A 25,618-nucleotide genomic window follows, 5' to 3' on the forward strand; every position below is an offset into this window, starting at 1 on the left:
CATATGTTGACTGACACGCCCTCATCGCGAGCAAGCTCGCTCCCACAGGTTTTGTGGTGTTACACCCTGCGCTTTTCAGCTTCGGGAATATGGCTCGCCCCCAGCACCGCCGGCAATACTCCCGCACGCAAATCCATACCGCTCGGCTGCTGATACAGGCTCAAGCCAAACTCCGGCAGCACCGCCAGCAGGTAGTCGAAAATATCCCCCTGAATCCGCTCGTAATCAGCCCACGCCGTGGTGCCGGTAAAACAGTAGATTTCCAGCGGAATACCCTGGGCCGTGGTCTGCATCTGACGCACCATGCAGGTCATGTTCGGCTGGATCCCCGAATGACTCTTCAGGTAGGCCAGCGCATAGGCGCGGAAAGTGCCGATGTTGGTCATCCGCCGACGGTTGGCCGACATGGCCGCGACGTTGCCCTGGGCTTCGTTCCAGGCCTTGAGTTCGGCCTGTTTGCGGGTCATGTAGTCGGTGAGCAAGTGCACCTGGGACAGCTTCTGTTCTTCGTCGTCACGCAGAAAGCGTACGCCGCTGGCGTCGATGAACAGGCTGCGTTTGATTCGGCGGCCACCGGAAGCCTGCATGCCGCGCCAGTTCTTGAACGACTCCGACATCAGGCGCCAGGTCGGGATCGAGACAATGGTCTTGTCGAAGTTCTGCACCTTGACCGTGTGCAGCGTGATGTCCACCACATCGCCGTCGGCGCCCACCTGGGGCATCTCGATCCAGTCGCCGACCCGCAGCATGTCATTGCTGGTCAGTTGCACGCTGGCGACGAACGACAGCAGCGTGTCCTTGTAGACCAACAGGATCACCGCCGACATGGCGCCCAGGCCTGACAGCAGCAACAGCGGCGAGCGATCGATCAGTGTGGCGACGATGATGATCGCGCCAAACACGTACAGCACCATTTTCGCCAATTGCACATAGCCTTTGATCGAGCGGGTGCGGGCGTGCTCGGTGCGGGCGTAGATGTCCAGCAGGGCGTTGAGCAGGGCGCTGACCGCCAGCAGCAGAAACAGGAAGGTGAAGGACAGTGCGACGTTGCCGAGGAAGTTCAGGCTGGTTTTGCTCAGGTCCGGCACCAGATTGAGGCCGAACTGGATCACCAGTGAAGGGGTGATCTGCGCCAGGCGATGGAACACCTTGTTCTGTAGGAAATCATTGACCCAGTGCAGGGCCGGCTGGCGGCTGAGCATTTTTGCCGCGTGCAGAATGAGGTAACGCGCCACCCGTCCGAGGAACAGCGCAATCGCCAATAGTAGCAACAGCGACAGGCTGGAGTGCACGAGCGGGTGCTGGTCGAGGGCACCCCAAAGGTCCAGGACGTTGGTCCAGAGCTGTTTGATATCCATGGTTGAAACGATTCTTCTATAAGGCACGAGAGGGGATTAGAGCATTTAAGACGCTTTGTATTACGTTTCGGGAAAAATCAGGCAACAAAAAACCAACTGTTTACCGCCATTTGTATAAAGAAACTCGGCCTGAGCGCTCGAAACCGTTACCCTATGCAGCTGTTTTTTTGCATTTCTTCGAGGTAGCACCCGTGTTTTCCCAATTCGCCCTGCACGAACGCCTGCTCAAAGCCGTGGCCGAGCTGAAATTTGTCGAGCCAACGCCTGTGCAAGCCGCGGCCATCCCGCTGGCGCTCCAGGGGCGTGACCTGCGGGTGACGGCGCAAACCGGTAGCGGTAAAACCGCTGCATTCGTTTTGCCGATTCTCAACCGTCTGATCGGCCCGGCGAAAATCCGCGTCAGCATCAAGACCCTGATCCTGCTGCCGACCCGCGAACTGGCCCAGCAGACCTTGAAGGAAGTTGAACGCTTCTCGCAGTTCACCTTCATCAAGTCCGGCCTGATCACCGGCGGTGAAGACTTCAAGGTCCAGGCCGCCATGCTGCGCAAGGTACCCGACATCCTGATCGGTACCCCGGGCCGGATGATCGAGCAATTGAACGCCGGCAACCTCGACTTGAAAGAAGTTGAAGTGCTGGTGCTCGACGAAGCCGACCGTATGCTCGACATGGGCTTCGCCGACGACGTTCAGCGTCTGGTGGACGAGTGCACCAACCGTCAGCAGACCATGCTGTTCTCCGCCACCACCGGTGGTTCGGGCTTGCGCGAGATGATCGCCAAGGTCCTGAACAACCCTGAGCACTTGCAGCTCAACGCGGTCAGCCAGCTGAACGAAACCACTCGCCAGCAAATCATCACCGCTGACCACAACCAGCACAAAGAACAGATCGTCAACTGGTTGCTGGCCAACGAGACCTACCAGAAAGCCATCGTGTTCACCAACACCCGGGCCATGGCCGACCGCATCTACGGCCGCCTGGTGGCGCAGGAATACAAGGCGTTCGTGCTGCACGGCGAGAAAGACCAGAAGGATCGCAAGCTGGCGATCGACCGCCTGAAGCAGGGCGGCGTGAAAATCCTCGTGGCCACCGACGTCGCAGCCCGTGGTCTGGACGTGGACGGCCTGGACCTGGTGATCAACTTCGACATGCCACGCAGCGGTGATGAGTACGTGCACCGTATCGGTCGTACCGGTCGCGCCGGCAACGATGGCCTGGCCATCTCGCTGATCTGCCACGGCGACTGGAACCTGATGTCGAGCATCGAGCGCTACCTCAAGCAGAGCTTCGAGCGCCGCACCATCAAGGAAGTCAAAGGCACCTACGGCGGACCGAAAAAGGTCAAGGCCTCGGGCAAGGCTGTTGGCGTGAAGAAGAAAAAGACCGACGCCAAGGGCGACAAGAAAAAAACTGCCGCCAAGACCCCGACCAAGCGCAAGAGCGCCAACCGGCCCAAGAGTGATTCCCTGGTCAGCAAGGACGGCATGGCCCCACTCAAGCGCCGCAAGCCGGAAGCACCGGCGGCTGAGTAAGTCGTTGTAGACGATCAGTGAAAAACCCGGACAGTGTCCGGGTTTTTTTATCCCTGGTGTTTTATCAGCCTTCGGCTTTCTTCTCGGCAGACTCCAGTTCCTTCAAGCGCTGGTCGATCAACTGGCACTTGTCCGGCAGGTCCTTGGCGGCAGTGCCCAGATCCATCTTCTGCAACTCATCATTGATCTCCTTGGCCTTGGTCGGATTTTGCTCGGTGAGCCTTGCCACTTCCCGGGCCAGTTGCTCGCGCTTGGCAGTGGCTTCGTCGGGGGTGCAGGCCCAGGCGGGCAGGGCGCAGGCGAGGGTGATAGCGAGGGTCAGCTTGCTCAGGGTTTTCATAAGCGTCCTCTGTTCCGGCAACGGCAGATATCCGGTTGAGGGGACAACAGCAAGAAAAGTTCAGCCGAGGTGGCGGATAAGTCTGGTATAGGGTGGCCAACAAAAAACCGGACAATGTCCGGTTTTTCTACACTCGGCAAAGTGATGAAAGAGTCGTTCCGTTTACTCAAGCCTCGATCACTTGACCGCAATGAATCCTCTTTCCATCGAGATATGCTTGTTTCCATATTTATGAAAAATCGGTACTACCCGTGCCGAGGCACTGCAGACTTTCTGTAACAGATCGATGGGACGCTGGCCCATGGCCGCAATCTCCCACTCAGCGCCTTTCAAGAACGGCACGCCATAATGGAAGCTTCCAACTGTTGAGAAGCCGATCTCATGTAATGTTTTTTCGATGAGTTCCCTGGAGTGAAATACGTGTTTCGACCAGTTTTCAGGGCACCAGTTTTTCCACAGTTGCGCGCCAACAGCTTCCATGTTCGGCATCGAAAAAAGCAGCCTGCCGTTACTCTTCAAGGCGGAAAATGATTTCTCAAGCATAGGCCTTGGATCAATGAAATGTTCCAGGACACCCCAGTGAACGACGGTGTCGTATTGCTGGTCGGGTGTCCAGTTGCATATGTCGGCGTTGAGGAAGTGGCCTGAGCATTGATTGATATCAAACAGCTCCTTGACTACTTTCAGACCTTCATCGGAGAAATCGAGCGCAGTGACGTCTGCGTCCATCCATTTATTCATGGACAAGAGGCGTTTGTTTTCACCGCCACCTCCCAGTTCCAGAATACGAGTACCCTTGATCGAGCCAAGCCGCGCATGAATCAACCTGGCGAAGAGGCCATTTTTCCCGTAGTAGAAATCTGAACCGCTCAATGCAGACAGCGAGGACTGTGCAGGGGACCACACACTGTCCCAATAGCTTTCGTCAGTCACTTTATTCTGGTCTTGTCGTCCTGACACAGTTCTCTCCAATAGTTTTTTTAGTGTTGTAACTGTCAGAAAGTCTTGAGCGTAGCTTAAAGAAATGACAGTTCACCGGTCATTTCATCGGCTGAGCACTATTTCTTTTCGGGCGGATCGGGCGCTCTTCGCGAGCGGGCCCGATTCAGTTTCAAGGCTAACCCCCATGGCAGCAACCAGGGTTAGCCTGTTCTTCGTACCGGTCGTGATGCCGCACCCACTCCATGATCTCGTCCTCGTTGCGGCCCTTGGGCGTCAGGTCGAGGTAGTTGTAGGCGCCGACCAGCATGTCCAGGCCCCGGGCATAGGTAGAGTAGGTATGGAAAATTTCTCCGGCGTCATTGCGATAAAACACGCTGAGACCGGGGAGTTCTTCTTCGGCGCCGTCGGTTTTTTCGTAGTTGTATGTAGCCTTTCCGGCGGCGACGTCTTCAGCTCGGGCGGTGACGCCAAAGTCGTAGTTGAAATCGCAGCCTTCGGACGACACCCAGTCGAACTTCCAGCCCATGCGCCGTTTGAAAGCCTGGAATTCGGCGAACGGTGCGTGGGAAACCACTACCACGGCCACGTCATGGTGGGCCAGGTGCTGGTTGGCGCCGTCGATGTGATCGCTCAGGTACGAGCAACCAGGGCAGCCTTCATCCCAGCCCTCGGCGAACATGAAGTGGTAGATCACCAACTGGCTGCGCCCCCCGAACAGGTCCGCCAGTTTCAGTTCGCCGTCGGGCCCCTGGAAGTGGTAGTCCTTGTCGATTTTCACCCAGGGCAGGGCGCGGCGTTCGGCGCTGAGTCTGTCCCTTTCCTTGGTGAAGGCTTTTTCGTGGGCCAGGTGCTGTTTGCGGGCGGCGAGCCATTCTTCCTGCGATACGACGGGATGGTTCTGAATGTTCATGTTGTTTTCTCCTGCATGGGGCGGGGAGGTGACTTACACAGACTAGTCGTTTGGCTTGCGTGGATTTCGACATGCCGTCGGTCGGTCGTCTGCAAACGCCCGGCTGAACGGCGGGCGGGCGTACCGGTCACAACCTGTAAGGTCCGTGCAATTGCACGGGCATCAATCGAACGGGCACCGGAGGTTGAATCAGGATGACGACTTACAATTGGGACTTGATTGAGCGCTTGCTGCATGAAGTGCAAAACAGTGCGGGCCACAGTTTTACGCCGCGGCCTTACGCCGAACAGCATGCCGCGCAGAAGGCTGCGGAAGGTGAGCCGATTGAAAATCTTGATCACTTGAAAACGGTGGCTGGAGAGTACGAAAAGTTACTGCTGGCGCGTGGCTATATCGAACCGCGACCGGAGGACGAAGGTGGTACGGGCACCAATTACATTCTGACGGCGCGGGGTTCGCGTTTGTTGAGCCTGATCGACAGCAGCATCCCTGGCAATGATCACCCGCGGCAGGTGCTGGACGAACAGGAGGATGCGCTGGATGAGGTGACGTTCGATGAGGTGGCGTCGAAGGCGCAGATTGCCTGATTGTTCTCATGCAATCCTGTGGAATCACCCTGTGGGAGCAACTCGCTCCCACATTGGTCTTGTGTTGTCCTCAGCCTTGTTTCCCGGCTTTCAGGCACTTCAAGTCGCTGAAGTCTTTCCTCACACCCTCGATTTTCTTCAGCAACCGTGCGCGTTGGCTCGGCGTGCTTTCAGCCATCAGATCCACGAACAGTGAACGCGCCTGGGCTTCGGTGTTGGCAAAGGCCTGCCGATAGGCGGGTGTCCACAAGCTCTCACGATTGACCAGAAGTGTCTCGATGCGTTGTGGGAATTCGGGGCTCTGGCGTTGGGCAACAGCTGCACTGAACTGTTTCTGCCAATGGACGCGGTTGGCAAGCCACTGGGTGTTCTGCTCGCCCAGGGTCCTGGACCATGTGGCTACCCGTTGTTGCTGGGTAGTGTTCAGAGGCCCGAGCCAGTCGTTCAGGCGCTTCTCCATGCGCGCGCCGCGTTCCTTGATCTGCTGGTCGAGGGAAGGTTTGAGGTATTCCTGCTGGCGTTTGCGCTGGTCCTTGGCAAAGGCGTCGTTCATTTCGGCGACTTGCTTGTCATCCAGCCCTTTCAGCAACTCGATGGCCGACGGGGTGATTTCCCGCGCGGTCTCGGCGATCGCCTGTTCGGCTTCGTGGGCGCGGGCTTGCAAGGCTGCATCGGTGACCTGGTTGGTGGTGATCATGGTTTGCAGACGGTCCAGCCAGTCGAGGTAGCCGGGCAGTTGGGTGGTGCAGTGCCAGCTCAGGTGTTCCTTCAAGCGTTCGTCCAGCCAGCTTTTTTGCTCGCCGTTCATGTCCAGGTAGTCACTGAGCGTCCACGGGATGATCACATCGAGATTGCGGTAGGCCAGGCCCACGCGGCTGCACGCGCCGAGGGCAAGGGCAACTATCAGCATAAAGGCGATATGTTTGAACCAGCGGGACATGGGCGAGTCCTTGCGAAAGCCAGTCTTCGGTGTCTGATTCTCATGTGAACCCAAGAGGAGCCCGGCAGTTCAGCCGATCAATAGAACGCGTGTTCGGCCTTGAGCGTCACCAGCCCGTCGCACTGGTTGTTGTGCCCGGCATAGGCCGAGCAACCGCTGCCGCTCAGGTTGGAGTCACTGTAGATCAGGTCGAGGTCGATGCCCATGAACGGGCGGGACAATTTCAGCGACCAATCGGTAAAACTGCCTACATACCCGCCATCCACCGCCACTGGCGTATTGAATTGGTGGGTGGTGTATTTCAGGCTGATGCCTACACCGAAAGGTTGATTGCCGCTCAAGTCAGCGAACAGAGTGTTGTTCTGTTTGTCCGGGTCATTGCTGAAGGCGATGCCGAATCGGCTGCCGAGCAAGGTCAGGCCGCCGAACAGTTCCTGGCTGTCAGGGGTCGTGACTTCGGGGTAACTGTAGCGGATCAGGCCCACTTCGTAGCCGAGGGTTTGGTCGAAGGGTTGTTTAAAACCCATGTAGGAATCGATCTCGAGGTCTTTCCCCGGGCTGATCCCCACGCTGGGCGACCATTGGCCCACGTAGAAACCGCTGTCGTGGCTCAGATCCAGGCCGCCGTGGAACGAACCGACGGCCGACGGTTTGACCAGGCCCTGGGCCATGCTGCGGGTGGGGGTGGTGCCGAGCTTGAGGTCGAAGCCCCCCAGCTCACGCTGAAAGATTTGTGCGTGTGCCACGGAGCAGGCCAGCAGGCTGGCGAGCAATGCCGATAGATAGAAAGGTTTGAACATGCGTCACTCCATGAACAGCGAGGACAGGCTGGCGGGCCCGCTGAAACGCTTGATCCAGACGTGTGCAAGAATACCGGCGAATGATCGGCAATGAAGGCCGTTCGTCGATTTCCGAACGATTTGAAGGAGTGGCGGGGGGAATAACGAGGGTTCCAGTCCAAGCGCTTCGAAGCTCAAAGCGCTTTGGGACCAGGTGACGCGGGGGGATTACTTTTTGCCCAGGGTGATCTGCTTGGACGGGCCGAACGTCTGGCCGCTGACGCCTTTGGCAATTTGCTGGATTTCACCGCCGGACTTGAGGAACGCAGCGATCTGGCTGTTGATCGATTCGCTGGTTTCGACGGCTGGAGCTGGCTTTGCTTTGCTGGTGGATGCTTTTACGCGCATGGCGGCCATTAACCTGTAGAAAATTAACTTGGCCAGGCATCGTACAGGAATTACCTGATAATTGCTTGGCAAATATCCCCTCGGCATATTCTTGAGGACGGGGTAATCAGTCACCGGACAATATCCGAAATATGCACCTAAGCCGCTGTTTTAACTAAAAACATTGCCCGAAAAAATATCGTGTTGCGCTTGCCTGGGCATGGCGTAAATGCCCGGAACGGCCTGACGAGCGGCCAGACGCGGGATGAAACCCCGGGAAAATTAAGGGTTTCAGAGGATTTTCTCGCGCCACCGGGCCGGCTGCCGAACGCAGCGCTTAAAACCGGGTAGAATGCCGCCCACGCAATGAGGGTATTGGACATGGCTTTAGTCGGGCGTTACAACAGTTTGCAAGTGGTTAAACACACTAACTTCGGTTTATATCTGGACGGTGGCGCGGATGGCGAAATCCTTCTGCCTAATCGTTATATTCCAAAAGATATTCCTACCGAAGATGAAGACTGGCTCAACGTTTTTATTTATCTGGACAGCGATGACAAACTCATCGCAACTACTGAAAAACCGAAAGTTCAAGTCGGTGAATTCGCCAGTTTGAAAGTTGTTGAAGTCAACAGCATCGGCGTATTCCTGGACTGGGGCTTGCCGAAAGACCTGTTGCTGCCGTTCTCCGAAGAGAAGCGCCAGATGACGGCGGGTGAGTATGTGGTGGTGCACGTCTATCTCGACAAGCACACCCGTCGCATCACCGCGACCGCGCGCCTGGACCGCTACCTGGACAAGACCCCGGCCAACTACACCGCGGGCCAGGAAGTGGATCTGCTGGTGGCCGAAGCCACGGACATGGGCTTCAAGGCCATCATCAACAACAAGCATTGGGGCCTGATCCACAAGAACGAAATCTTCAAGTTCATGCGCGCCGGTAAAGAAGAAAAGGGCTTCATCAAGGAAGTTCGCGCCGACGGCAAGATCAGCCTGAGCCTGCAACCGGTCGGCCAGGAAGCGGCCACCAGCCTGAACTCGAAGATCCTCGCCAAGTTGCGCGAAAACAACGGCAGCCTGGCGGTGAGCGACAAGAGCGATCCGGCATTGATCAGCAGTCTGTTCGGTGTCAGCAAGGGCAACTTCAAGAAGGCCATCGGTGCGTTGTACAAGAACGGCCAGATTGTCATTCATGCCGATCGTATCGAGCTCAGTTGACCCCACTCTGACGTGTAGGAGCTGCCGAAGGCTGCGATCTTGATTTTTAGAGATCAAAAGATCGCAGCCTTCGGCAGCTCCTACAGGGGCATTTTCTGGCCTTCTGGTTAATAATCGACAACATGATTCATCGCCCCGGTGATTTCTTTTCAACGAGAAGGCCGGGGTTTTGCTTTTTTCTGCCGAGTCTTTGCCATGGATTGTGTCTTCGAGGTGTTCCGGTGAGCGCCACCCGGCGCAGCACCGACGGGTTTGCCCTGCAAGTGATGGTCGGGTTGTGCCTGGTCTGGGGCGTGCAGCAGGTGATGATCAAGTGGGCGGCGGCCGATATCGCGCCGGTGATGCAGGCGGCCGGACGTTCCGGCATGTCGGCGTTGCTGGTCGGGCTGCTGATCTGCTGGAAGGGTGGCTGGAACCAGGTGGGGGCGACCTGGCGCGGCGGTCTGTTGGCCGGTGCCTTGTTCGGCCTGGAGTTCTTCTTCATTTCCGAAGGCCTGCAACTGACCACGGCGGCGCACATGTCGGTGTTCCTCTACACGGCGCCGATCTTCACCGCCTTGGGAGTGCACTGGTTGCTGCCCAGTGAGCGATTGCGGCCGCTGCAATGGCTGGGGATTGTCCTGGCCTTTATCGGGATTGCCATTGCGTTTGCCGGCGGGGTGTCCTGGGACAACCTTGATTACCGCATGTTGATGGGCGATGCCCTGGGCGTGCTGGCGGGTGCCGCCTGGGGCGCGACCACGGTGGTGGTGCGCGCCTCGCGCCTGTCGGAAGCGCCGGTGACCCTGACGCTGTTCTATCAGTTGATTGTCGGCTTCTTCGGCTTGTTGTTGATTGCGCTGCTCAGCGGCCAGATCACCCATGTCAGCCTGACTCATGTGGCGGTGGCCAGTGTGCTGTTTCAGGGCGTGGTCGTGTCGTTCTTCAGTTACCTGATCTGGTTCTGGCTGCTGCGCCGTTACCTGGCGGCCAACCTCGCGGTGTTTTCGTTCATGACGCCATTGTTCGGCGTCACCTTCGGCGTGGTGCTGCTCGGCGAGGAACTGAGCCTGAACTTCGTCATCGGTGCCGTACTGGTATTGGCGGGCATCACTTTTGTCAGCGCCGAGCAGTGGTTGCGCCGTCGTTTGCGCAAAGCTCTTGGGCAGCACTGACCGGCGCGAGCAACAGACCGCCGGCGAGCAACAAGCCGCAGCCAGCGACTACCAGTGCCGGCTGCAAACCGCCACTGAAATGACTGCTCAGCGCCGCCAGCAATGGTCCGCTGAGCTGGCCCACGGCAAAGCAGGCTGTCAGCAGGCCGGCATTGCGCTGGGTGGCATGGGGCGCCAGTTCCCGGGAGCGTTGCATCACCAGTTGCATGCAGGCCAGGAACGGCGTGCCGCACAGGATCACACCCAACGCCAGGCCTGGCCCGTTACCCAGCAGGCAAGCGAACACGCCAGCGGCTTGCAGCCATAACGTCGCCATCAACCAGTGACCGGTGGCGCGAGGTTTTTGCCGCCGCAGACACACCAGCACCACACCGGTTGCCGCCGCCAAACCAAAGCATGGCCAGAACAGGTCGGCCTGCCATTGGCCATGGAATTGCGCATTGGCCATTTGCGACAAAAAAGTCGCCGGAATGATGTAGCCCAATCCGTACAAGGCATAGATCCAGCCCAGGCGAGCGATACCTTGATTACCCGAGGCGCTGGCGCTGGGCGCAGCAGTCGCGGTGGCACCCGGTTGTGGCAGGAACGGCAGGATCCCCAGCAGCATCGCCAGCCCTGCGGCGGCGTACACCAGCCACAAGGTGGCGGAAGTCTGGCCCAGCAGATTAGAGCCCAGGGCCAACAGACCTGTCAGGAAAATCCCCAAACCCGGCCCGGCGAAGACCAGGGCGCCGAGCCGAGGTCGACCGGCCTCTGCTGCGAGTGGCTGGCTCAGGGCGGTAATCATCACCAGCACCCAGGCGCTGGCCACGCCGGTGCCAAAACGCAGCAGCAGGTGCGACCAGAAACCATTGGCCCAGAACGACGCCAGGGTCAACAGCACGCAGAGCCACAATCCGCCGAGCAAGCGCCGGTGCACTTGCGCCGGACGCCGGGAAAACATGGCGTCCACCGCACCAATGAAATAACCGAGGTAGTTGGCGGCGGCAATCAGTCCGGCGGCGGTCAGGTCGATCTGGCCTTCGCTGAGCAGGTGCGGCAGTTGCGGTGTCAGGGCAAAACGGCCGATGCCCATGGCCATCATCAGGGCAACGAAACTGGCGGATAAGCGGATCAGGGGAGACATGGTCTGGATTCCGTCTGGGGGATCAATGACCGTCAGGCTAGGACTGATTGACTTTCTTTAAAAATGAATAATAGTGAGTAACTTGTTCTTTTTTGGAGAATATCGTGGAGTTCAGCCAATTGCGCATCTTCCAGGCAGTGGCGGAAGAAGGGTCCATCACCCGGGCCGCAGAACGGTTGCATCGAGTGCCATCGAACCTGTCGACCCGGCTCAAACAGCTGGAAGAGCAACTGGGCGTCGAACTGTTCCTGCGCGAACGTCAGCGCTTGCAGTTGTCGCCTGCGGGAAAAGTCCTGCTGGACTACACCGCCAGGCTGTTTGCCTTGCACGATGAGGCCAGCGCGGCAGTGCAGGGCGGTCAACCGGCGGGCGACTTCGTGCTCGGCACCATGTACAGCACGGCAGCGATTCACCTTCCGGGGCTATTGGCGCACTACCACCGCTTGTATCCGGCAGTGAACCTGCAAGTACAGTCCGGGCCCAGCGGTGAACTGCTCGAAGGCCTGCTCACCGGCCGGCTCGATGCGGCGCTGGTGGATGGCCCCCTGGAGCTGGCCGGTCTCGACGGGGTGCCCTTGTGCGACGAGCGCCTGGTCCTGATCAGCGAGGCCGACCATCCGCCCGTGCGCAGCGCGCTGGATGTGCAAGGTCGTTCGGTGTTCACCTTTCGCCAGGGCTGCTCCTACCGCATGCGCCTGGAGGCCTGGTTCGCCCATGACCACGCGGCCATGGGCCGGGCGATGGAGATCGAGTCCTATCCGGGGATGCTGGCATGTGTGATTGCCGGTTCCGGTGTGGCGCTGATGTCGGAGTCGATGCTCGCCAGTCTGCCGGGCCGCGAGAGTGTGGCCGTGCATCCGTTGGCCGAGCCGTTCGCCAGTGCGACCACCTGGCTGATGTGGCGCAAGGGCATGGTCGGGGCCAACCTGAATGCCTGGATCGAGCAGCAACAGGTGGTTTTTCCGCCGACACGGGTGCGGGCACAGGACATTGCCTGAACACAGGCTGATTGTGATGGATTCAGTAACAGATCATTGTGACTTTGCGCGAGCATTGCGTAGGACTTCGGACTATTATCTGTACGAAGGGGCTACAGAACTTTGGCCGCTCGGCACTACCCTGAAGGGGGCACCATGAAAGAGAAAATCCAAAACTGGCTGCATGACCTGGGCGTCGCTCTCGGCTTGATCGAGCCGCCTCTGCAACCCGTGCCAATTCGTACTGACGACGAACAACGTCGACGCCAGCAACGACGCCGGTAATGGCAGATATCATCTGACAGGTGATAGGTTTCCAGTGGCGAGGGAGCAAGCTCCCTTGCCGCTTCGTGTACGTTTGATCACCAGCCTTAGTACCGCCCGATCTCCAGCAAAAACCGGCTCAAATCATTCGCCGTCCTGGCGGTCTTGAGCATCCGGTCTTCCTCCACGGTAAACGCCGTGACACCCAGTTCATCTTCCAGATGGAAGATCAGCTCTTCGATATCATTTTTATCCAATCCCAACTGCGCCAGGCTGGCGTTGTCGTCGAAGTCGTCCCGACCTTCCAGCAGGCGGCTGATGTAGCGATGTACGACAGCACGAAGGGCGGCTTCTTTCATGATCGTTCTTCGAGGAGGCGGGTGTCGTTCTTCCTGCCGGTGCAGTTCCTGTCGTTGAGTACAGCAGGCTTTAGCCGTGTGAGCGCTGCCATTGGTCAATCATGTTGCGTAAGTGCTCCCCGGAAAAACTCCCGAAATGCCCGCCATGCACCGTGCGGATTGACAGCCCGTGCAAGCGTTGCAGGCTGCGGGCGTAGTCATCGAGGTTGGAGTGGTAGGCGTCTTCGATCAGCGGGCCGTCGTAGATGATGTCGCCACTGAACAATGTTTCGGTGGCGGCTTCGTACAGGCAGATGCCGCCCGGCGAGTGTCCCGGTGTGTGCACGACCTGCAATACCCGGTTGCCCAGGTCCAGCACATCCCCATCTTCGACAAACCCTGTGGCCGGTGCGGCCTTGACCCGGTATTCGGCGTAGCACAGCGGGCAATCGGGGTGCGCCTCGAACATGTCGTCGCCGACGAAGGCTTTACTCAGGTCGTTGTCGCCATCGGGCGCCGCAAGAATGTCCGCCTCGGCCGGATGCACCAGGCGTTCAGCGAACTCGTGATGACCGGCGATGTGATCGAAATGGCAGTGGCTGGCCACGGCCACCAGTGGCCGTTCGGTGATCCACGGCAGTTGCTCGCGCAGGCTGACCAGGCCCGAGCCGCTGTCGAGCAGCAGGTCTTTGTCGCGGCCCTGGATGTGCCAGAGATTGCAGCGGTAGAAAGGCCGGATGTAGGGCTCGTGAATCAGGCGGATGCCGTCGCTGAGATGTTTGACTTCGAACCACTGGTCACGGCTGACGATCTTCATGAGCAGTTTTCTCCAGACGAAAAAAAACGAGTGTGGCAACCGACGCCACACTCGTCGAAGAAAGCATCAAGTCGTTATGTTCAGCTTAGGCCGCGCTGGCCACAGTCACCGGGCGACGGGACAGCAGGCTGACAGCAACAAAGCTCACCAGGCCTACACCGAGGCTGTAGTAGATCGGGGTGTTGGCGTCCAGTCCGTCCTTGAACATGAACAACAGCGCGGTGGCGAAGCCCATGCCCATGCTGGCGATAGCGCCGGCGGTGGTGGCGCGCTTCCAGAAAATCGCACCCATCAGCGGGATCAGCATGCCGCCTACCAACAGGTTGTAGGCCAGGGTCAGGGCGCTGATCACGTCGTTCACGATCAGGGCGATGCCCAATACCACGATGCCGGTCAACAGGGTGAACAGGCGGTTGATCGCCAGGCTCGACTGTTTACCGCCACGCAGTTTCGGCAGCAGGTCTTCGGTCAGGGTGGTTGCAGCGGCCAGCAGGCCGGCGCTGGCGGTGGACATCATGGCGGCCAGTGCGGCAGCGATCACCAGGCCACGGATACCGTCCGGCAGGGACAGTTTCACAATCGCGGCGAAGGCGTTGTTGACGTTGTCCAGGTCCGGGATCAGAACGTGGGCAGCCATGCCGATCAGGGCGCAGGCCAGGCCGTAGAGGATGCAGTAGATACCGGCAGCGGTACCGGCAACCTGAGCCACTTTGGCGGTCTTGACGGTAAACACTCGTTGCCAGATGTCCTGACCGATCAGGATGCCGAAGAAGTAGATCATGAAGTAGGTGATGATGGTGTCCCAACCGATGGTGGTGAAGCTGAAGCTCGCCGCCGGCAGTTTCAGCACCAACTCATCCCAGCCGCCGACGCGGTACAGGCAGATCGGCAACAGGATGAACATCAGGCCGACAGTCTTGATCACGAACTGGACGATGTCGGTCAGGGTCAGGGACCACATGCCGCCGATCGCCGAGTAGACCACCACCACGCCGCCGCCGAGCAGTACCGAGATCCAGAACGGCAGGCCGAACAGCACTTGCAGCACGGTGCCGATTGCCAGGATCGAGGTCACGCCGATCATCAGCGCGTAGGCCAGCATGATTACCGCGCTCGCGGAGCGGGCCATCGGGTTGTAGCGTTTTTCCAGGACCTGGGTAACGGTGTAGATCTTCAGCTTCAGCAGCGGTTTGGCGAGGAACAGGTTCAGCGCCACGATCCCGCAACCCAGGGCCGCACACAGCCAGAAACCGGAGATGCCATGCACATAGCCCAGACGCACGGTGCCCACGGTGGACGCACCGCCCAGGACGGTGGCAGCCATGGTGCCCATGTACAGGCTTGGGCCGAGGTTACGACCGGCGACCAAAAAGTCTTCGTTGGTCTTGGCCTTGCGCATGCCGTAGTAGCCGAGTATCAGCATCGCGGCGGCGTAGATGAGTACGACGAATAAATCCAAAGCCATTATGGCGTGTCTCCGATTGTCTTTTTTATGTGAGGCTGAAAATCAATCCCTGTGGGAGCGGGCTTGCTCGCGAAAGCGGTCTGTCAGTCACATCAATGTTGGATGTGCTGCCGTCTTCGCGGGCAAGCCCGCTCCCACAGGTAGTGCGTTTAGTTCATTGAATCAGGCGGCTTGACGCATCGCCGGTTTAGCGAGCGAATCCGTGCTCTTGCTGCGAGGGTCGTTCGGACCGAACACTGCGCTCGATTCCGGGAACAGGCTCAGCAGCGCCAGGTACACCAGCGAGGCCAGGCCCAGGGTCACCGGCAGGCTGATGTCGATACCACCGGCCATTTCGCCCAGCGGCCCGACAAACTGGCCCGGCAGGTTCACGAAGCACAGGCCGACGGCCGCGCTCGGGATCCAGGCGCCCAGGCCACGCCAGTTCCAGCCGTGGGTGAACCAGTAGCGGCCACCTTTCTCGCCACGGGTGAACACTTGCAGGTCATCCGGGCAGTAGAAGCCGCGACGCACCAGCAGGCCGATGATCATGATCACCATCCACGGGGTGGTGCAGGTGATGATCAGCACGGCGAAGGTCGACACGCTCTGCACCAGGTTGGCCGCGAAGCGCCCGATGAAGATGAACGCAATCGACATCACACCGATCAGCAGCGTGGCCTTGACCCGCGACAGCACCCGAGGAAACACGCTGGACATGTCCAGGCCGGTGCCGTAGAGCGAGGTGGTGCCGGTGGACATGCCGCCGATGACCGCGATCAGGCACACCGGCAGGAAGAACCAGCTCGGCGATACCGCCAGCAGGCCGCCGACATAGTTGTTGGCCGCAATGTAGTCCGGCGCCTTGACCGCTACGATGGTGGCGGTGACGAGGCCGAACAGGAACGGAATCAGCGTGGCGAGTTGCGCGGCAATCACCGATACCATGATCCGGCCTTTGGGCGTATCGCGCGGGATATAGCGCGACCAGTCACCGAGGAACGCACCGAAGGAGATCGGGTTGCTCATGGCGACCAGTGCTGCCCCGATGAACGCAGCCCAGAAACCGGCCTGGCCCATGGCGACGGTGCCGGCGTACTGGCTGTCGAATGCAGGGGCGAACGCGAAAACCCCCAGCAGGAACAGCAGGCTGGCCGCCCACACCGCAATGCGGTTGACCCACAGCATGAAGCGGAAGCCATAGATGCACACGGTCAATACCAGCAGCGCGAACAGACCGTAGGCCAGGCCCAGGGTCAGATCGGTTTCCGGCAGATCGATCAGGCGCTTGGCACCGCCCACCAGCGCATCGCCCGAACTCCAGACGGAGAGCGAGAAGAACGCGATTGCGGTCAGCAACGACAGGAAGGAGCCGACGATTCGCCCGTGCACGCCGAAGTGTGCGCCGGAAGAGACGGCGTTGTTGGTGCCGTTGATGGGGCCGAACAGGCCCATCGGCGCCAGGATCAGCGAACCGAGTACCACGCCCAGCACAATCGCCCAGACGCCCGCCTGAAAGGACAGGCCGAACAGTACCGGGAAACTGCCGAGCACGGCGGTGGCAAAGGTGTTGGCGCCGCCGAAGATCAGGCGAAACAGATCGCTGGGCTTGGCGTCACGCTCATTGTCCGGGATCTGTTCGACCCCGTTTGTTTCGATGCTGCTAAGGCTTTTTTCGTTGTTTTTGTTATTCATGATCAGCTCCGATCATAAAGGCGCGCTCATCGTGCGTGAGCATCACCTGTGTTGGCTAAGGGGGTGGCAGCCCTTCCGGCATCGCGGACAAATGTTCGTGGCAGGCCAGCCATAGGCCTTGTTGTTCTTGGCCAGACGCTTGTTTCTTGAAAACAATCGTCTCGCGCTCCTGGCTGAAGTGTTGCTCCCCTTGCATGCGCAACTCGGTGGCCACGTCATGGATGAAAATCGCCACGTCACCCTGCAGGCTGACGAAAGCGTTGCTTGAGGTGCACGAGAGCACCTCGAAGCCATCCTCGGAGCGCCAGCCGTCCCACATCGCCTGATAGGCGTCGCGCGACAGCAGGGGCTGTTCGAGGGTGTAGAAGACGAAGCTGGCTTCAAAGCTGAACGCGCCGAAGTAGGCTTCGCGATCGTTACGGGCAAAAGCGGACACCAGATCGGCGGCGGCTTTGAGCACCTGATCACGTTCGTTCATGACTGATCCTCAGCGGTGGACTACGCCAGGCAGTACGCAGAGCATTTCGTACAGCAGGTTGGCGGCCAGTAGCGAGGTGTTGCCGGTGGTGTCGTAAGCGGGCGAGACTTCTACCAGATCGCAACCGACCAGGTCGAGGCCTTGGCAGCCACGAACGATCTCGATCGCCTGAATGGTCGTCAGACCGCCGATTTCCGGGGTACCGGTACCCGGTGCCCAGGCCGGGTCGATGCCGTCGATGTCGAAGCTCAGGTACACCGGGCCGCCGCCGACTTTCTCGCGGACTTCAGCCATCAAGGGCTCCAGCGATTTGTGCCAGCACTCTTCAGCCTGAACCACACGGAAGCCCTGGTTGCGGCTCCAGTTGAAGTCGTCAGCGGTGTAGCCCTGGGCGCGCAGGCCGATCTGCACGACGCGGTCCGGATCCAGCAGGCCTTCTTCGACAGCGCGACGGAAGGTGGTGCCGTGGGCGATCTTCTCGCCGAACATGTGGTCGTTCACATCGGCGTGGGCGTCGATGTGCACCAGGCCGACCTTGCCGTGCTTTTTATGAATGGCACGCAGGATCGGCAGGGTGATGGTGTGGTCGCCGCCCAGGGTCAGCGGGATCACGTCGTGTTCAAGGATGTTGTTGTAGGATTCTTCGATGATCCGTACGGCATCCAGCAGGTTGAACGTGTTGATTGCGATGTCGCCGATGTCGGCAACCGACAGCGAGTCGAACGGGGCAGCGCCGGTGGCCATGTTGTACGGGCGGATCATCACCGACTCGGCGCGGATTTCGCGAGGTCCGAAACGGGTGCCGGGGCGCAGGGAGGTACCGATGTCCAGGGGCACGCCTACAAAGGCAGCGTCCAGGCCGGCAGCGGTATTCAAATGGGGGAGTCGCATCATGGTGGCGATGCCGCCGAAGCGCGGCATTTCGTTGCCGCCCAGTGGTTGGTGAAGAATCTTGTCCACGGGTAGGGCCTCATCGTCGTTGTTTTATTTATGTCGGTTGCCGTTAACGGGAGTACGGGCGAACCTTGTGGCGCCGATTCTGCGAAATGTAGTGACCGGGAAGAATCGCTACGGGCAAATACTTAGTTCAGATTTTTCTAAACTAATGTGCGAGAGATCGATAGACTTCACCGCAACACGAAAGCTGCAGATAAACCTGTAGGAGCTGCCGCAGGCTGCGATCTTTTGATTTCCAGCGGTCTCAGATCGCACAGAGTCAAGATCAAAAGATCGCAGCCTGCGGCAGCTCCTACTGGGCTGTAGCCAGAGCCAGCTGAAATTCGAGCGGTGTTTGGAGAGTCCCCATGGCCAACGCTTTACCCGACCTGAAACTATTGCGCATCTTCGTCAGCGTGGTGCGCCATCAGGGGTTCGCCAACGCCCAGCAGGAACTCAATCTCTCGACGTCGGCCATCAGCACCTACATGAGCCAGCTCGAAGCCGCCCTCGGCCTGGTGCTGTGCCATCGCGGCCGTGGCGGTTTCAGCCTGACCAGCAAGGGCGAGCTGTTCCATCAGGAAACCCTGCGCCTGTTGGGCGAGCTCGAAGGCTTCGAGCAGTACGCCGCCGCCCTCAAGGGAGAGTTGCGCGGTACCTTGAACCTCGGGGTGATCGACTCCACCGTCAGTGACAAGGCCCTGCCGTTCGCCGAAGCCATCGGCGCCTACAGCCAGGAGCACCCGGCCGTGCACTTGCACCTGTCGGTGATGAGCCCTTATGAATTGCAACTCGGGGTGCAGGACAACCGTCTCGACCTGGCCATCGGCGCGTTTTCCACGCGCATGAGCGGCCTGGTGTACATGCCGCTGTACCGTGAACAACACTGGTTGTATTGCAGCACGCGGCATCCTCTGTTCAACGAGCGGCGCATCCCCGAGCAAGTCATCACTCAACAGCGCATGGTCGGTCGTGGCTACTGGAGCCAGGCCGAACTGGCGCGCCACGGGTTCAAACACAGCGCCGCGACGGTAGAAAGTATGGAGGCCCAGTTGATCCTGGTGCTGTCCGGCGCCTACATCGGCTACCTGCCGGAGCACTACGCCCAGGCCTGGGCCGACAAGGGTGATTTGCGGGTGTTGCTGCCGGCGACCTTCGGTTATCAGGCGCCGTTCTCGATGATCGTGCGTCGGGGGCGCAGCCGCGAGCCGCTGATCCAGACATTCCGTGATTTGCTTAAAGCCCAACTGAATCAGGCATAAAGACGATGTCCAGAGTTCAATGTCCGCGCTGCCTGCGCCCGCAAAGCCACTGCCTGTGCCCGTTGATCCCAAGCCTCGACAGCCGCACCCGGGTACTGTTGTTGCAGCATCCGAGCGAAGTGAATCATGCGTTGAACACCGCGCGTCTGGCGGCGCTTGGGTTGAAGAATGCCGAGTTGATCGTCGGCGAGGTGTTCGAGGATTTGCCGACGCTGTTGAATCAGCCGGGGTATCGGGCGCGGTTACTGTTTCCCGGCGAAGATGCCCAACCGATGCAGGCGTGTGCCGCGACGGACGAACCCTTGTTGCTGGTGGTTCCCGACGGCACCTGGCGCAAGGCGCGCAAGATGTTGCACCTCAATCCGCTGCTGGCGGCGTTGCCGAGGGTGACGCTGGCCGAGGGCGGCGTGTCCCGCTATCGCCTGCGCAAGGCGCCGGGACCGGGGGCGTTGTCGACGGTGGAGGCGATTGTGCAGGCGCTGGAAACCCTCGAAGCGCCGGCGACGTTTGCGCCGTTGTTGAAGCCGTTCGAGGCGTTGATCGAGGGGCAGATTGCGGCGATGGGGGAGGAGGTTTACCAGCGTAACCATGGACCGAAATAGTCGGTGCCTGTCATGGCCCCATCGCGAGCAAGCTCGCTCCCACAGGGTTACTGGCGTTCTCAGAATTTGCGTTCGACGCGGACACTGTGGGAGCGAGCTTGCTCGCGATGGCGGCAGATCAGTCACCGCAGATTCTGGATACTGCCTACCGCTCCCGCATCGCCTCGGTCCGCGCTTTCAACACCGGTTTAAGCAAGTAATCCAGCACCGTTTTCTCCCCGGTAATAATGTCCACCGTCGCCACCATCCCCGGAATGATCAGTAGCGGTTTCACATCCCCGCCCAAATGGTTTTTGTCAGTACGCACCTGAATCAGATAGAAACTGTTGCCCTTGTCGTCGGTGATGGTGTCGGCGCCGATCAGTTCCAGCTTGGCGCTCAGGCCGCCGTAAATGGTGTAGTCGTAGGCACTGAACTTGACCATGGCTTTCTGGCCCGGATGCAGGAATGCAACGTCCTGCGGGCGGACCTTGGCTTCGATCAGCAGGTTGTCTTCCAGCGGCACGATTTCCACCATGTCACTGCCGGGCTGGACCACGCCGCCGATGGTGTTGACCTTCAATACCTTGATGATGCCGTGCACCGGCGAGACCACGGTGGTGCGGGTCACGCGGTCGTCGATGGCGATGCTTGATGCCGTTATTTTCGACAGGTCGGTGCGTTTCTCATTCAGCTCTTTGGCGGCTTCCGAGCGGAAGGTTTGCTCCGACTCGTCGATCTTGCTTTTGATCTCGTTGATCGCCGATTCCGCCCGGGGAATCGCCAGGGTGGTGGCGTTCAGCGAGCCGCGAATCTCCACGGCGCTGCGTTTGAGCCGGAGGATTTCCACCGGTGACACCGCGCCGGTGCCCACCAGCGGTGTGGACATGTTCATCTCTTGTTGCAGCAGCGCCAGGCTCGAACTGAATTGGCCCTGTTTCGAGCGAAACTCCGCCAATTCCTGGGTTTTTTGCCGAAGTTGTTCGCTGAGAGTACGCTGCTCGCTGGCCAGTCGCCGTTGCCGTTGCTCGTAAAGTGAGCGCTCGTCTTCGGCCACTTGCGGGGCCTTGGCGATCACTTCTTCTGACAGCTTGAACGGCCGGCCTTCGGCTTCGGCCGAAAGCCGTTCGACCTGCGCGGTCAAGGCGTAGCGATCGGCTTCGCTTTCACCCTTGTTCGACAGGTAGCGGGTGTCATCCAGACGCAGCAATGTATCGCCCTTGTTCACCATTTGCCCTTCGCGGACGAAAATTTCAGTGACGATGCCGCCCTCCAGGTTCTGGATCACCTGGACCTTGCTCGACGGAATCGCCTTGCCTTCGCCCATGGTCACTTCCTGCAACACGGCGAATTTGGCCCAGACCAGCGCGCTGACCAGCAGCGCGGCGGCCAGCCACACGGTGATTCGCGACCAGCGCGGTGAGTCCTGCAATGAGGCGCCGGCGGTTTCCGGCATGAACTCGGTCTCGGCACTTTTGTTGAAACTGTCGAAGTAGCCACGGGATCCTTGATCGGCAGACATGGGCTACTCCTAGACGGCCGCAGAGCCGACACGGCCCTTGCGCAGTGCATCGATGACAGCTTCCTTCGGACCGTCGGCGACGATCCGTCCGCTGTCCAGTACCACCAGCCGGTCCACCAGGCTCAGCATCGAGGTTCGGTGGGTCACCAGCAGGATGGTTTTGCCCTGGACCCAGTCGTGAAGTTTTTGCCGCAGGACGTCTTCGCTGCTGTTGTCCATGGCGCTGGTGGGTTCGTCGAGCAGCATGATGGGCGGGTCGAGCAACATCGCCCGGGCCATCAATACGGCCTGACGCTGGCCGCCGGACAACAGTTGCCCGCGTTCGCCCACGGGCCGGTCGAAGCCTTGCGGGTGTTGCCGGGCCAGCTCGGTAACGCCGGTCATTTCCGCCACTTCGAGCATGCGTGAGTCGCTGATATAGCGCGCGCCGAGGGTCAGGTTATCGCGCAGGCTGCCGGCCAGAAGCGGCAGGTCGTGGGCGACGTAACCGATTTGATGGCGCAGGTCGGCGACGTCCAGTTGCCGCAGGTCCAAGCCATCGAGCAGCAGTTGGCCTTCATCCGGTTCGTAGAAGCCCATCACCAGGCGCGCCAGGGTGCTTTTGCCTGAGCCGCTGCGACCGATGATGCCGACGCGCTCGCCGGGTTTCACACTGAAGCTGACATTGGCCAGGGCGGGAGTACTCTGGCCGTTATAGTGGAAGGTCACGCCGACAACATCCAGCGCGCCTTGCAGTTGGGTGCGCTCCAGCGGCCGTTGTCTGGCATCGCGCTCCTGGGGCAGGCCCATCAGCGCATCGGTGCTTTTCATGGTCAGTTGCGCTTGCTGGTAGCGGGTGATCAGGCCGGCGATTTGCCCCAGTGGCGCCAGTACCCGACTGCCGAGCATGTAGCTGGCCACCAGGGCACCGACGCTCAGGTTGCCGGCGATGATGCTGTAGACCCCGGCGACGATGGTGGCCATGCCGGACAGTTGCTGGATGAACAACGTGCCGTTGGTGGCCAGGGCCGAGAGGTTGCGTGCGTGGCTGTCGAGACGGGTGAGGGCGCCGTGGGTGCTTTCCCATTTGTGCTGGCGTTCGCTTTCGGCGCTGCAAGCCTTGAGGGTTTCCAGGCCACTGAGGGTTTCGATCAACAGTGCCTGGCGTTCGGCGCCCAGGCTGAGGCTTTTCTGCACGGTATCGCGCAGGCGCACCTGGATCACCATGGCGAAGATGATGGTGAGGGGGAACGCCAGTATCGGGATCACCACCAGCCAGCCACCGAGCAGGCCGATCACCAGCAGCATCAGCAGGCAGAAGGGCAGGTCGATCAGGCTGGTGAGGGTCACGGCGGTGAGAAATTCCCGCAGGCCCTGGAAGTCATGAATGCTTTGGGCGAAGCCACCGATGGTCGCCGGCCTTGCCTTCATCGCCATGCCGGTGATGCGCTCGAACAGGGTGGCCGACAGGATCACATCGGTTTTCTTGCCGGCGGTATCCAGCAAGTGCGCACGCACGACCCGCAGCACCAGTTCGAAAGCGGTGCCGATCAGCAAGCCGATCGCCAGCACCCACAAGGTCGAAGTGGCCTGGTTCGGCACCACGCGATCGTAGGTTTGCATCACGAACAGCGGCACCATCAGGCCCAGCAGGTTGATCAGGAAACTCGCCAGGATTGCATCGCTGTACAGCCATTTCGACAGCTTCAGCGTATCGCGAAACCAGGCCTGCACCCGAGGCACCAGTGGCGAGCGCAAGTCTTCGAGTTCGTGGCGTGGCCGGGCAAACAACGCCTGGCCACTGTAGTGTTCGGCCAGCTCCTCGGGGCTGAGCCATTGTTCGCCACCGTCGGCTTCGCTGGGCAGGATCAGCACCTTGCCGTCCTCGCCATAACGGCGCAGCACGGCCGTGCGGCCGTTGTTGAGCAACAGCAGCACGGGCAGGTTGAGTGGGGAGATGTCCTTGAGGTCGCGGCGCAGCAAGCGCGCCTGCAAACCGGCCCGGGCCGCTGCACGGGGCAGCAGGTCCAGGCTCAGGCGTTGGTGTGCCATGGGCAGCCCGGCACTGAGGCTGGCGCGACTGACCGTCGCGCCGTGGAGTTTGCAGAGGATCAACAGACCGTCCAGAAGCGGGTCATCGAAGCTCAGGCGCGGATCGACACCAGTGTTGCCGGGTTCCATGCTGGTCACATTGATTGCTCCCGTTGCTCTGCGGCAATCGACAGATATCTGCATATCTCACTGTAGGAGCTGCCGCAGGCTGCGATCTTTTGATCTTGATTGCTCAAAAGCAAAGTCAAAAGATCGCAGCCTGCGGCAGTTCCTACGGTTATTTCATTTCAGGCAGACGAGCTTCGTTTTTCACTTCGGTCTGGGCGATCGCGTCGGCGGGCAGTACGACCCGTTGCTTGCTCAGCAACTGGCCCATGTTCGCCAGGACACGGTACATAGAGAACTCTTCGGTATAGCGCACTTCGGTGTAGCGACGGTTGGCGTTGTAGAGCTCGTTTTCACTGTCGAGCAGGTCCAGCAGGGTCCGTTGGCCGAGGCCGAACTGATCCTGGTAGGCGATGCGTACACGCTTGCTGGTGTCGGCGTACTCACGGGCGGTCGGGGTTTGTTTCTTGGCATTGACCATGGCGTTCCAGGCCAGGTGAATGTTCTCGTTGAGCTGGCGCAAGGCATTGTTACGGATGTCCATGGCCTGGTTGATCTTGTGCGAGTCGGAGGCCAGGCGCGCCTTGTCGCTGCCTCCACGGAACAGGTTGTAGTTCATCACCACGCCGACCCGCCATTCGTTGTCGTGTCCTTCGTCACCCTGCACGTTGTTGTTCGCGCCCACTGCCGCCTCGGCGTCCAAGCGCGGGTAGAACGGTGACTTGGCGACTTCGTACTGGCTTTCGGCCGATTGCACGTCGGCCTGGGCGGATTTCAGGTAAGGGTTGTTTTCCACCATGCTCTGCTGGGCTTCGGGCAGGGTGGGGGGGACTTCGCCGCGAATCGACGGCGGGGTTTCGAGCTCATCGGGCATGCGCCCCACAACGGCATAGAAGTTCGACTCGGCGTCGGCCAGATCGACTTCGGCGGTGTCGAGGTTGTTTTCCGCCAGTGCCCGGCGAGCGCTGGACTGGTCGGCATCGGCGTTGCTGCCCACGCCGCGCTGGGTGCGCAGGCCGATCTGGTCGTTGACCCGCAAGTGCGCTTGCAGGTTGTTCTTGGCCAGTGTCACCAGTTCGCGGCGCTTGAGGACTTCCAGGTAAACCTCGGTGGTGCGCAGGGCCAGATCCTGAGCCGTACCCTGAGCGTAATAGGCTCGCGAGTTGACCACGCCTTTGGTGCGCTGGACTTCATTTGAAGTGTTGAACCCGTCGAAGAGCATTTGCCGCAGGCGTAATTCCGATTGGGTGTAGTTCAAGGTTTCTGTGTTGTGTCCGCCGGGAGTGAGCGCCCGGGTATTGGTGTTATCGCTGTACCCGCGCCCGTAAGCGGCGTTCAGATCAACCGATGGATAAAAGCCCCCTTTGGCGACCTTTACGTCCTCATCCGCCGACAGTCGGCTGTCTACCCGGGATGCCAGTTCCGGGTGGGTCGCAATGGTGCTCTGGATCGCTTCGGTCAGCGTCATGGCCTGAGCCTGGGACGAGCAGGCCATGGCCAAAAGAACCGCGCTGCAGAGGGGGGTTAATAGGCGCATGTACATCTCCCTGATTCCTGATGGTGCTTATCTGTCGCCAATTATTTGACGACATTTATAGGTAAAGTTGTTTCACATCTTTAACAAAAGAGCTAAGAACATTCTGGAGCGTAGCTAAGAAATTTTTTTCATAATGCTTATGCCAAAAAAAACTTATGCGCTCTGCGAAATCCAGCACATTGTTCAACTCGAAAGCCCTTGTTTTACGAGCTCTCTGGCGCTTATCGAGGGTTTGAGGAAAGTTCCAATCCACTTATCGACAAAGAGCGGAGAAGTGCTGGAGGGGAGGGACGCGAGCGATCTGGTGGTGACGGTTTTTTGTCACTTGAGTGATTCAAGATCGTTACGCATCGCTCAC

General features: G+C 59.7%; 25 protein-coding genes. 8 read left to right on the forward strand and 17 right to left on the reverse strand.

Annotation, left to right across the window (positions count from 1 at the left end; genetic code table 11):
- Positions 1-59 precede the first annotated feature (59 nt).
- Positions 60-1,358: a mechanosensitive ion channel family protein gene (locus tag ACMDB8_RS06595; protein WP_056721399.1), complete on the reverse strand. Its 1,299-nt coding sequence runs from the start codon at positions 1,356-1,358 to the stop codon at positions 60-62.
- 191 nt (positions 1,359-1,549) lie between these two features.
- On the opposite strand from ACMDB8_RS06595, the gene ACMDB8_RS06600 reads away from it, so the two are divergent.
- Positions 1,550-2,890 carry a DEAD/DEAH box helicase gene (locus tag ACMDB8_RS06600; RefSeq protein ID WP_046043701.1) on the forward strand — a complete coding sequence of 447 codons (1,341 nt, stop codon included), beginning with the start codon at positions 1,550-1,552 and terminating at the stop codon, positions 2,888-2,890.
- A 64-nt stretch (positions 2,891-2,954) separates the two neighbouring features.
- Here ACMDB8_RS06600 and ACMDB8_RS06605 read toward each other — a convergent pair whose 3' ends face one another.
- From ACMDB8_RS06605 to ACMDB8_RS06615, 3 genes are all read right to left on the reverse strand, one after another.
- Positions 2,955-3,230 carry a hypothetical protein gene (locus ACMDB8_RS06605; protein WP_056721400.1) on the reverse strand — a complete coding sequence of 92 codons (276 nt, stop codon included), beginning with the start codon at positions 3,228-3,230 and terminating at the stop codon, positions 2,955-2,957.
- A gap of 177 nt (positions 3,231-3,407) precedes the next feature.
- Positions 3,408-4,163 carry a class I SAM-dependent methyltransferase gene (locus tag ACMDB8_RS06610; RefSeq protein WP_162252401.1) on the reverse strand — a complete coding sequence of 252 codons (756 nt, stop codon included), beginning with the start codon at positions 4,161-4,163 and terminating at the stop codon, positions 3,408-3,410.
- A gap of 184 nt (positions 4,164-4,347) precedes the next feature.
- Positions 4,348-5,082 (reverse strand): DUF899 domain-containing protein, encoded by a 735-nt coding sequence (locus tag ACMDB8_RS06615; protein ID WP_409079344.1) that lies wholly within the window; start codon positions 5,080-5,082, stop codon positions 4,348-4,350.
- A 194-nt stretch (positions 5,083-5,276) separates the two neighbouring features.
- Between ACMDB8_RS06615 and ACMDB8_RS06620 the strand changes: the two genes are divergently transcribed.
- Positions 5,277-5,669, forward strand: coding sequence for a transcriptional regulator (locus ACMDB8_RS06620; RefSeq protein WP_409079345.1), 393 nt, complete (start codon positions 5,277-5,279; stop codon positions 5,667-5,669).
- A gap of 70 nt (positions 5,670-5,739) precedes the next feature.
- On the opposite strand, the gene ACMDB8_RS06625 is transcribed toward ACMDB8_RS06620, so the two are convergent.
- The 3 genes from ACMDB8_RS06625 to ACMDB8_RS06635 form a co-directional block, all read right to left on the reverse strand.
- Entirely contained in the window at positions 5,740-6,609 is an 870-nt protein-coding gene (locus tag ACMDB8_RS06625) for a DUF6279 family lipoprotein (protein WP_056721408.1), read from the reverse strand.
- A gap of 77 nt (positions 6,610-6,686) precedes the next feature.
- Entirely contained in the window at positions 6,687-7,409 is a 723-nt protein-coding gene (locus ACMDB8_RS06630; RefSeq protein ID WP_056721411.1) for a TorF family putative porin, read from the reverse strand.
- A gap of 207 nt (positions 7,410-7,616) precedes the next feature.
- Complete coding sequence (locus tag ACMDB8_RS06635) at positions 7,617-7,805, reverse strand: hypothetical protein (protein WP_015096330.1); 189 nt, start codon at positions 7,803-7,805, stop codon at positions 7,617-7,619.
- A gap of 351 nt (positions 7,806-8,156) precedes the next feature.
- Between ACMDB8_RS06635 and ACMDB8_RS06640 the strand changes: the two genes are divergently transcribed.
- A complete protein-coding gene (locus ACMDB8_RS06640; RefSeq protein ID WP_056721413.1) occupies positions 8,157-8,993 on the forward strand; it encodes a CvfB family protein in 837 nt (278 codons plus the stop codon).
- A 221-nt stretch (positions 8,994-9,214) separates the two neighbouring features.
- Positions 9,215-10,147: a DMT family transporter gene (locus tag ACMDB8_RS06645; protein WP_056721415.1), complete on the forward strand. Its 933-nt coding sequence runs from the start codon at positions 9,215-9,217 to the stop codon at positions 10,145-10,147.
- On the opposite strand, the gene ACMDB8_RS06650 is transcribed toward ACMDB8_RS06645, so the two are convergent.
- Positions 10,092-11,273: an MFS transporter gene (locus tag ACMDB8_RS06650; RefSeq protein ID WP_056721416.1), complete on the reverse strand. Its 1,182-nt coding sequence runs from the start codon at positions 11,271-11,273 to the stop codon at positions 10,092-10,094. The two genes, ACMDB8_RS06645 and ACMDB8_RS06650, sit on opposite strands and share 56 nt — an antisense overlap.
- Before the next feature lie 104 nt (positions 11,274-11,377).
- Here ACMDB8_RS06650 and ptrR point away from each other — a divergent pair, with 104 nt between their 5' ends.
- The gene (gene ptrR / locus ACMDB8_RS06655) at positions 11,378-12,271 is read left to right on the forward strand and encodes a putrescine utilization regulator PtrR (RefSeq protein WP_056721418.1); all 894 of its coding nucleotides are present in this window, start codon (positions 11,378-11,380) and stop codon (positions 12,269-12,271) included.
- Between the two features lie 135 nt (positions 12,272-12,406).
- Positions 12,407-12,535: a PA1414 family protein gene (locus tag ACMDB8_RS06660; protein WP_007914492.1), complete on the forward strand. Its 129-nt coding sequence runs from the start codon at positions 12,407-12,409 to the stop codon at positions 12,533-12,535.
- An 86-nt stretch (positions 12,536-12,621) separates the two neighbouring features.
- Here the strand turns inward: ACMDB8_RS06660 and ACMDB8_RS06665 are convergent, their stop codons facing one another.
- The 6 genes from ACMDB8_RS06665 to speB form a co-directional block, all read right to left on the reverse strand.
- Positions 12,622-12,873 carry a phosphopantetheine-containing protein gene (locus ACMDB8_RS06665; protein ID WP_056721421.1) on the reverse strand — a complete coding sequence of 84 codons (252 nt, stop codon included), beginning with the start codon at positions 12,871-12,873 and terminating at the stop codon, positions 12,622-12,624.
- A 70-nt stretch (positions 12,874-12,943) separates the two neighbouring features.
- Positions 12,944-13,669, reverse strand: coding sequence for an MBL fold metallo-hydrolase (locus tag ACMDB8_RS06670; protein WP_056721423.1), 726 nt, complete (start codon positions 13,667-13,669; stop codon positions 12,944-12,946).
- Positions 13,670-13,754: 85 nt separating this feature from the next.
- On the reverse strand, positions 13,755-15,134 hold the full coding sequence (locus ACMDB8_RS06675) for a sodium:solute symporter (protein ID WP_056721425.1): 1,380 nt from the start codon (positions 15,132-15,134) through the stop codon (positions 13,755-13,757).
- Positions 15,135-15,296: 162 nt separating this feature from the next.
- A complete protein-coding gene (locus tag ACMDB8_RS06680) occupies positions 15,297-16,808 on the reverse strand; it encodes a purine-cytosine permease family protein (RefSeq protein ID WP_056721427.1) in 1,512 nt (503 codons plus the stop codon).
- 55 nt (positions 16,809-16,863) lie between these two features.
- Positions 16,864-17,286: a YybH family protein gene (locus ACMDB8_RS06685; protein WP_409079346.1), complete on the reverse strand. Its 423-nt coding sequence runs from the start codon at positions 17,284-17,286 to the stop codon at positions 16,864-16,866.
- A 9-nt stretch (positions 17,287-17,295) separates the two neighbouring features.
- Entirely contained in the window at positions 17,296-18,246 is a 951-nt protein-coding gene (speB, locus tag ACMDB8_RS06690) for an agmatinase (RefSeq protein ID WP_056721431.1), read from the reverse strand.
- Positions 18,247-18,590: 344 nt separating this feature from the next.
- Here speB and ACMDB8_RS06695 point away from each other — a divergent pair, with 344 nt between their 5' ends.
- Together ACMDB8_RS06695 and ACMDB8_RS06700 are read left to right on the forward strand one after the other, a co-directional pair.
- Positions 18,591-19,484: a LysR family transcriptional regulator gene (locus ACMDB8_RS06695; protein ID WP_007972518.1), complete on the forward strand. Its 894-nt coding sequence runs from the start codon at positions 18,591-18,593 to the stop codon at positions 19,482-19,484.
- 5 nt (positions 19,485-19,489) lie between these two features.
- Complete coding sequence (locus ACMDB8_RS06700; RefSeq protein WP_223541617.1) at positions 19,490-20,086, forward strand: tRNA-uridine aminocarboxypropyltransferase; 597 nt, start codon at positions 19,490-19,492, stop codon at positions 20,084-20,086.
- A gap of 145 nt (positions 20,087-20,231) precedes the next feature.
- On the opposite strand, the gene ACMDB8_RS06705 is transcribed toward ACMDB8_RS06700, so the two are convergent.
- The 3 genes from ACMDB8_RS06705 to ACMDB8_RS06715 form a co-directional block, all read right to left on the reverse strand.
- Complete coding sequence (locus tag ACMDB8_RS06705) at positions 20,232-21,587, reverse strand: HlyD family type I secretion periplasmic adaptor subunit (RefSeq protein ID WP_056721436.1); 1,356 nt, start codon at positions 21,585-21,587, stop codon at positions 20,232-20,234.
- Positions 21,588-21,596: 9 nt separating this feature from the next.
- Positions 21,597-23,756, reverse strand: a complete 2,160-nt coding sequence (locus ACMDB8_RS06710; protein WP_056721437.1) for a type I secretion system permease/ATPase — start codon at positions 23,754-23,756, stop codon at positions 21,597-21,599.
- A 139-nt stretch (positions 23,757-23,895) separates the two neighbouring features.
- Positions 23,896-25,260, reverse strand: a complete 1,365-nt coding sequence (locus tag ACMDB8_RS06715) for a TolC family outer membrane protein (protein WP_056722286.1) — start codon at positions 25,258-25,260, stop codon at positions 23,896-23,898.
- Between the last annotated feature and the right edge of the window lie 358 nt (positions 25,261-25,618).

The organism is Pseudomonas monachiensis (assembly GCF_047345015.1).
GTDB lineage: Bacteria > Pseudomonadota > Gammaproteobacteria > Pseudomonadales > Pseudomonadaceae > Aquipseudomonas > Aquipseudomonas monachiensis.

What these genes read in the sequence shown, in the direction of transcription:
- ACMDB8_RS06670 (WP_056721423.1), bottom strand. Translation starts at nt 13,669, where the DNA reads ATGAAGATCGTCAGCCGTGACCAGTGGTTCGAAGTCAAACATCTCAGC.
- ACMDB8_RS06660 (WP_007914492.1), top strand. Translation starts at nt 12,407, where the DNA reads ATGAAAGAGAAAATCCAAAACTGGCTGCATGACCTGGGCGTCGCTCTC.
- ACMDB8_RS06605 (WP_056721400.1), bottom strand. Translation starts at nt 3,230, where the DNA reads ATGAAAACCCTGAGCAAGCTGACCCTCGCTATCACCCTCGCCTGCGCC.
- ACMDB8_RS06620 (WP_409079345.1), top strand. Translation starts at nt 5,277, where the DNA reads ATGACGACTTACAATTGGGACTTGATTGAGCGCTTGCTGCATGAAGTG.
- ACMDB8_RS06685 (WP_409079346.1), bottom strand. Translation starts at nt 17,286, where the DNA reads ATGAACGAACGTGATCAGGTGCTCAAAGCCGCCGCCGATCTGGTGTCC.
- ACMDB8_RS06675 (WP_056721425.1), bottom strand. Translation starts at nt 15,134, where the DNA reads ATGGCTTTGGATTTATTCGTCGTACTCATCTACGCCGCCGCGATGCTG.
- ACMDB8_RS06595 (WP_056721399.1), bottom strand. Translation starts at nt 1,358, where the DNA reads ATGGATATCAAACAGCTCTGGACCAACGTCCTGGACCTTTGGGGTGCC.
- ACMDB8_RS06635 (WP_015096330.1), bottom strand. Translation starts at nt 7,805, where the DNA reads ATGGCCGCCATGCGCGTAAAAGCATCCACCAGCAAAGCAAAGCCAGCT.
- ACMDB8_RS06715 (WP_056722286.1), bottom strand. Translation starts at nt 25,260, where the DNA reads ATGCGCCTATTAACCCCCCTCTGCAGCGCGGTTCTTTTGGCCATGGCC.
- ACMDB8_RS06650 (WP_056721416.1), bottom strand. Translation starts at nt 11,273, where the DNA reads ATGTCTCCCCTGATCCGCTTATCCGCCAGTTTCGTTGCCCTGATGATG.
- ACMDB8_RS06630 (WP_056721411.1), bottom strand. Translation starts at nt 7,409, where the DNA reads ATGTTCAAACCTTTCTATCTATCGGCATTGCTCGCCAGCCTGCTGGCC.
- ACMDB8_RS06640 (WP_056721413.1), top strand. Translation starts at nt 8,157, where the DNA reads ATGGCTTTAGTCGGGCGTTACAACAGTTTGCAAGTGGTTAAACACACT.
- ACMDB8_RS06665 (WP_056721421.1), bottom strand. Translation starts at nt 12,873, where the DNA reads ATGAAAGAAGCCGCCCTTCGTGCTGTCGTACATCGCTACATCAGCCGC.
- ACMDB8_RS06700 (WP_223541617.1), top strand. Translation starts at nt 19,490, where the DNA reads ATGTCCAGAGTTCAATGTCCGCGCTGCCTGCGCCCGCAAAGCCACTGC.
- ACMDB8_RS06680 (WP_056721427.1), bottom strand. Translation starts at nt 16,808, where the DNA reads ATGAATAACAAAAACAACGAAAAAAGCCTTAGCAGCATCGAAACAAAC.
- ACMDB8_RS06625 (WP_056721408.1), bottom strand. Translation starts at nt 6,609, where the DNA reads ATGTCCCGCTGGTTCAAACATATCGCCTTTATGCTGATAGTTGCCCTT.
- ACMDB8_RS06615 (WP_409079344.1), bottom strand. Translation starts at nt 5,082, where the DNA reads ATGAACATTCAGAACCATCCCGTCGTATCGCAGGAAGAATGGCTCGCC.
- ACMDB8_RS06695 (WP_007972518.1), top strand. Translation starts at nt 18,591, where the DNA reads ATGGCCAACGCTTTACCCGACCTGAAACTATTGCGCATCTTCGTCAGC.
- ACMDB8_RS06705 (WP_056721436.1), bottom strand. Translation starts at nt 21,587, where the DNA reads ATGTCTGCCGATCAAGGATCCCGTGGCTACTTCGACAGTTTCAACAAA.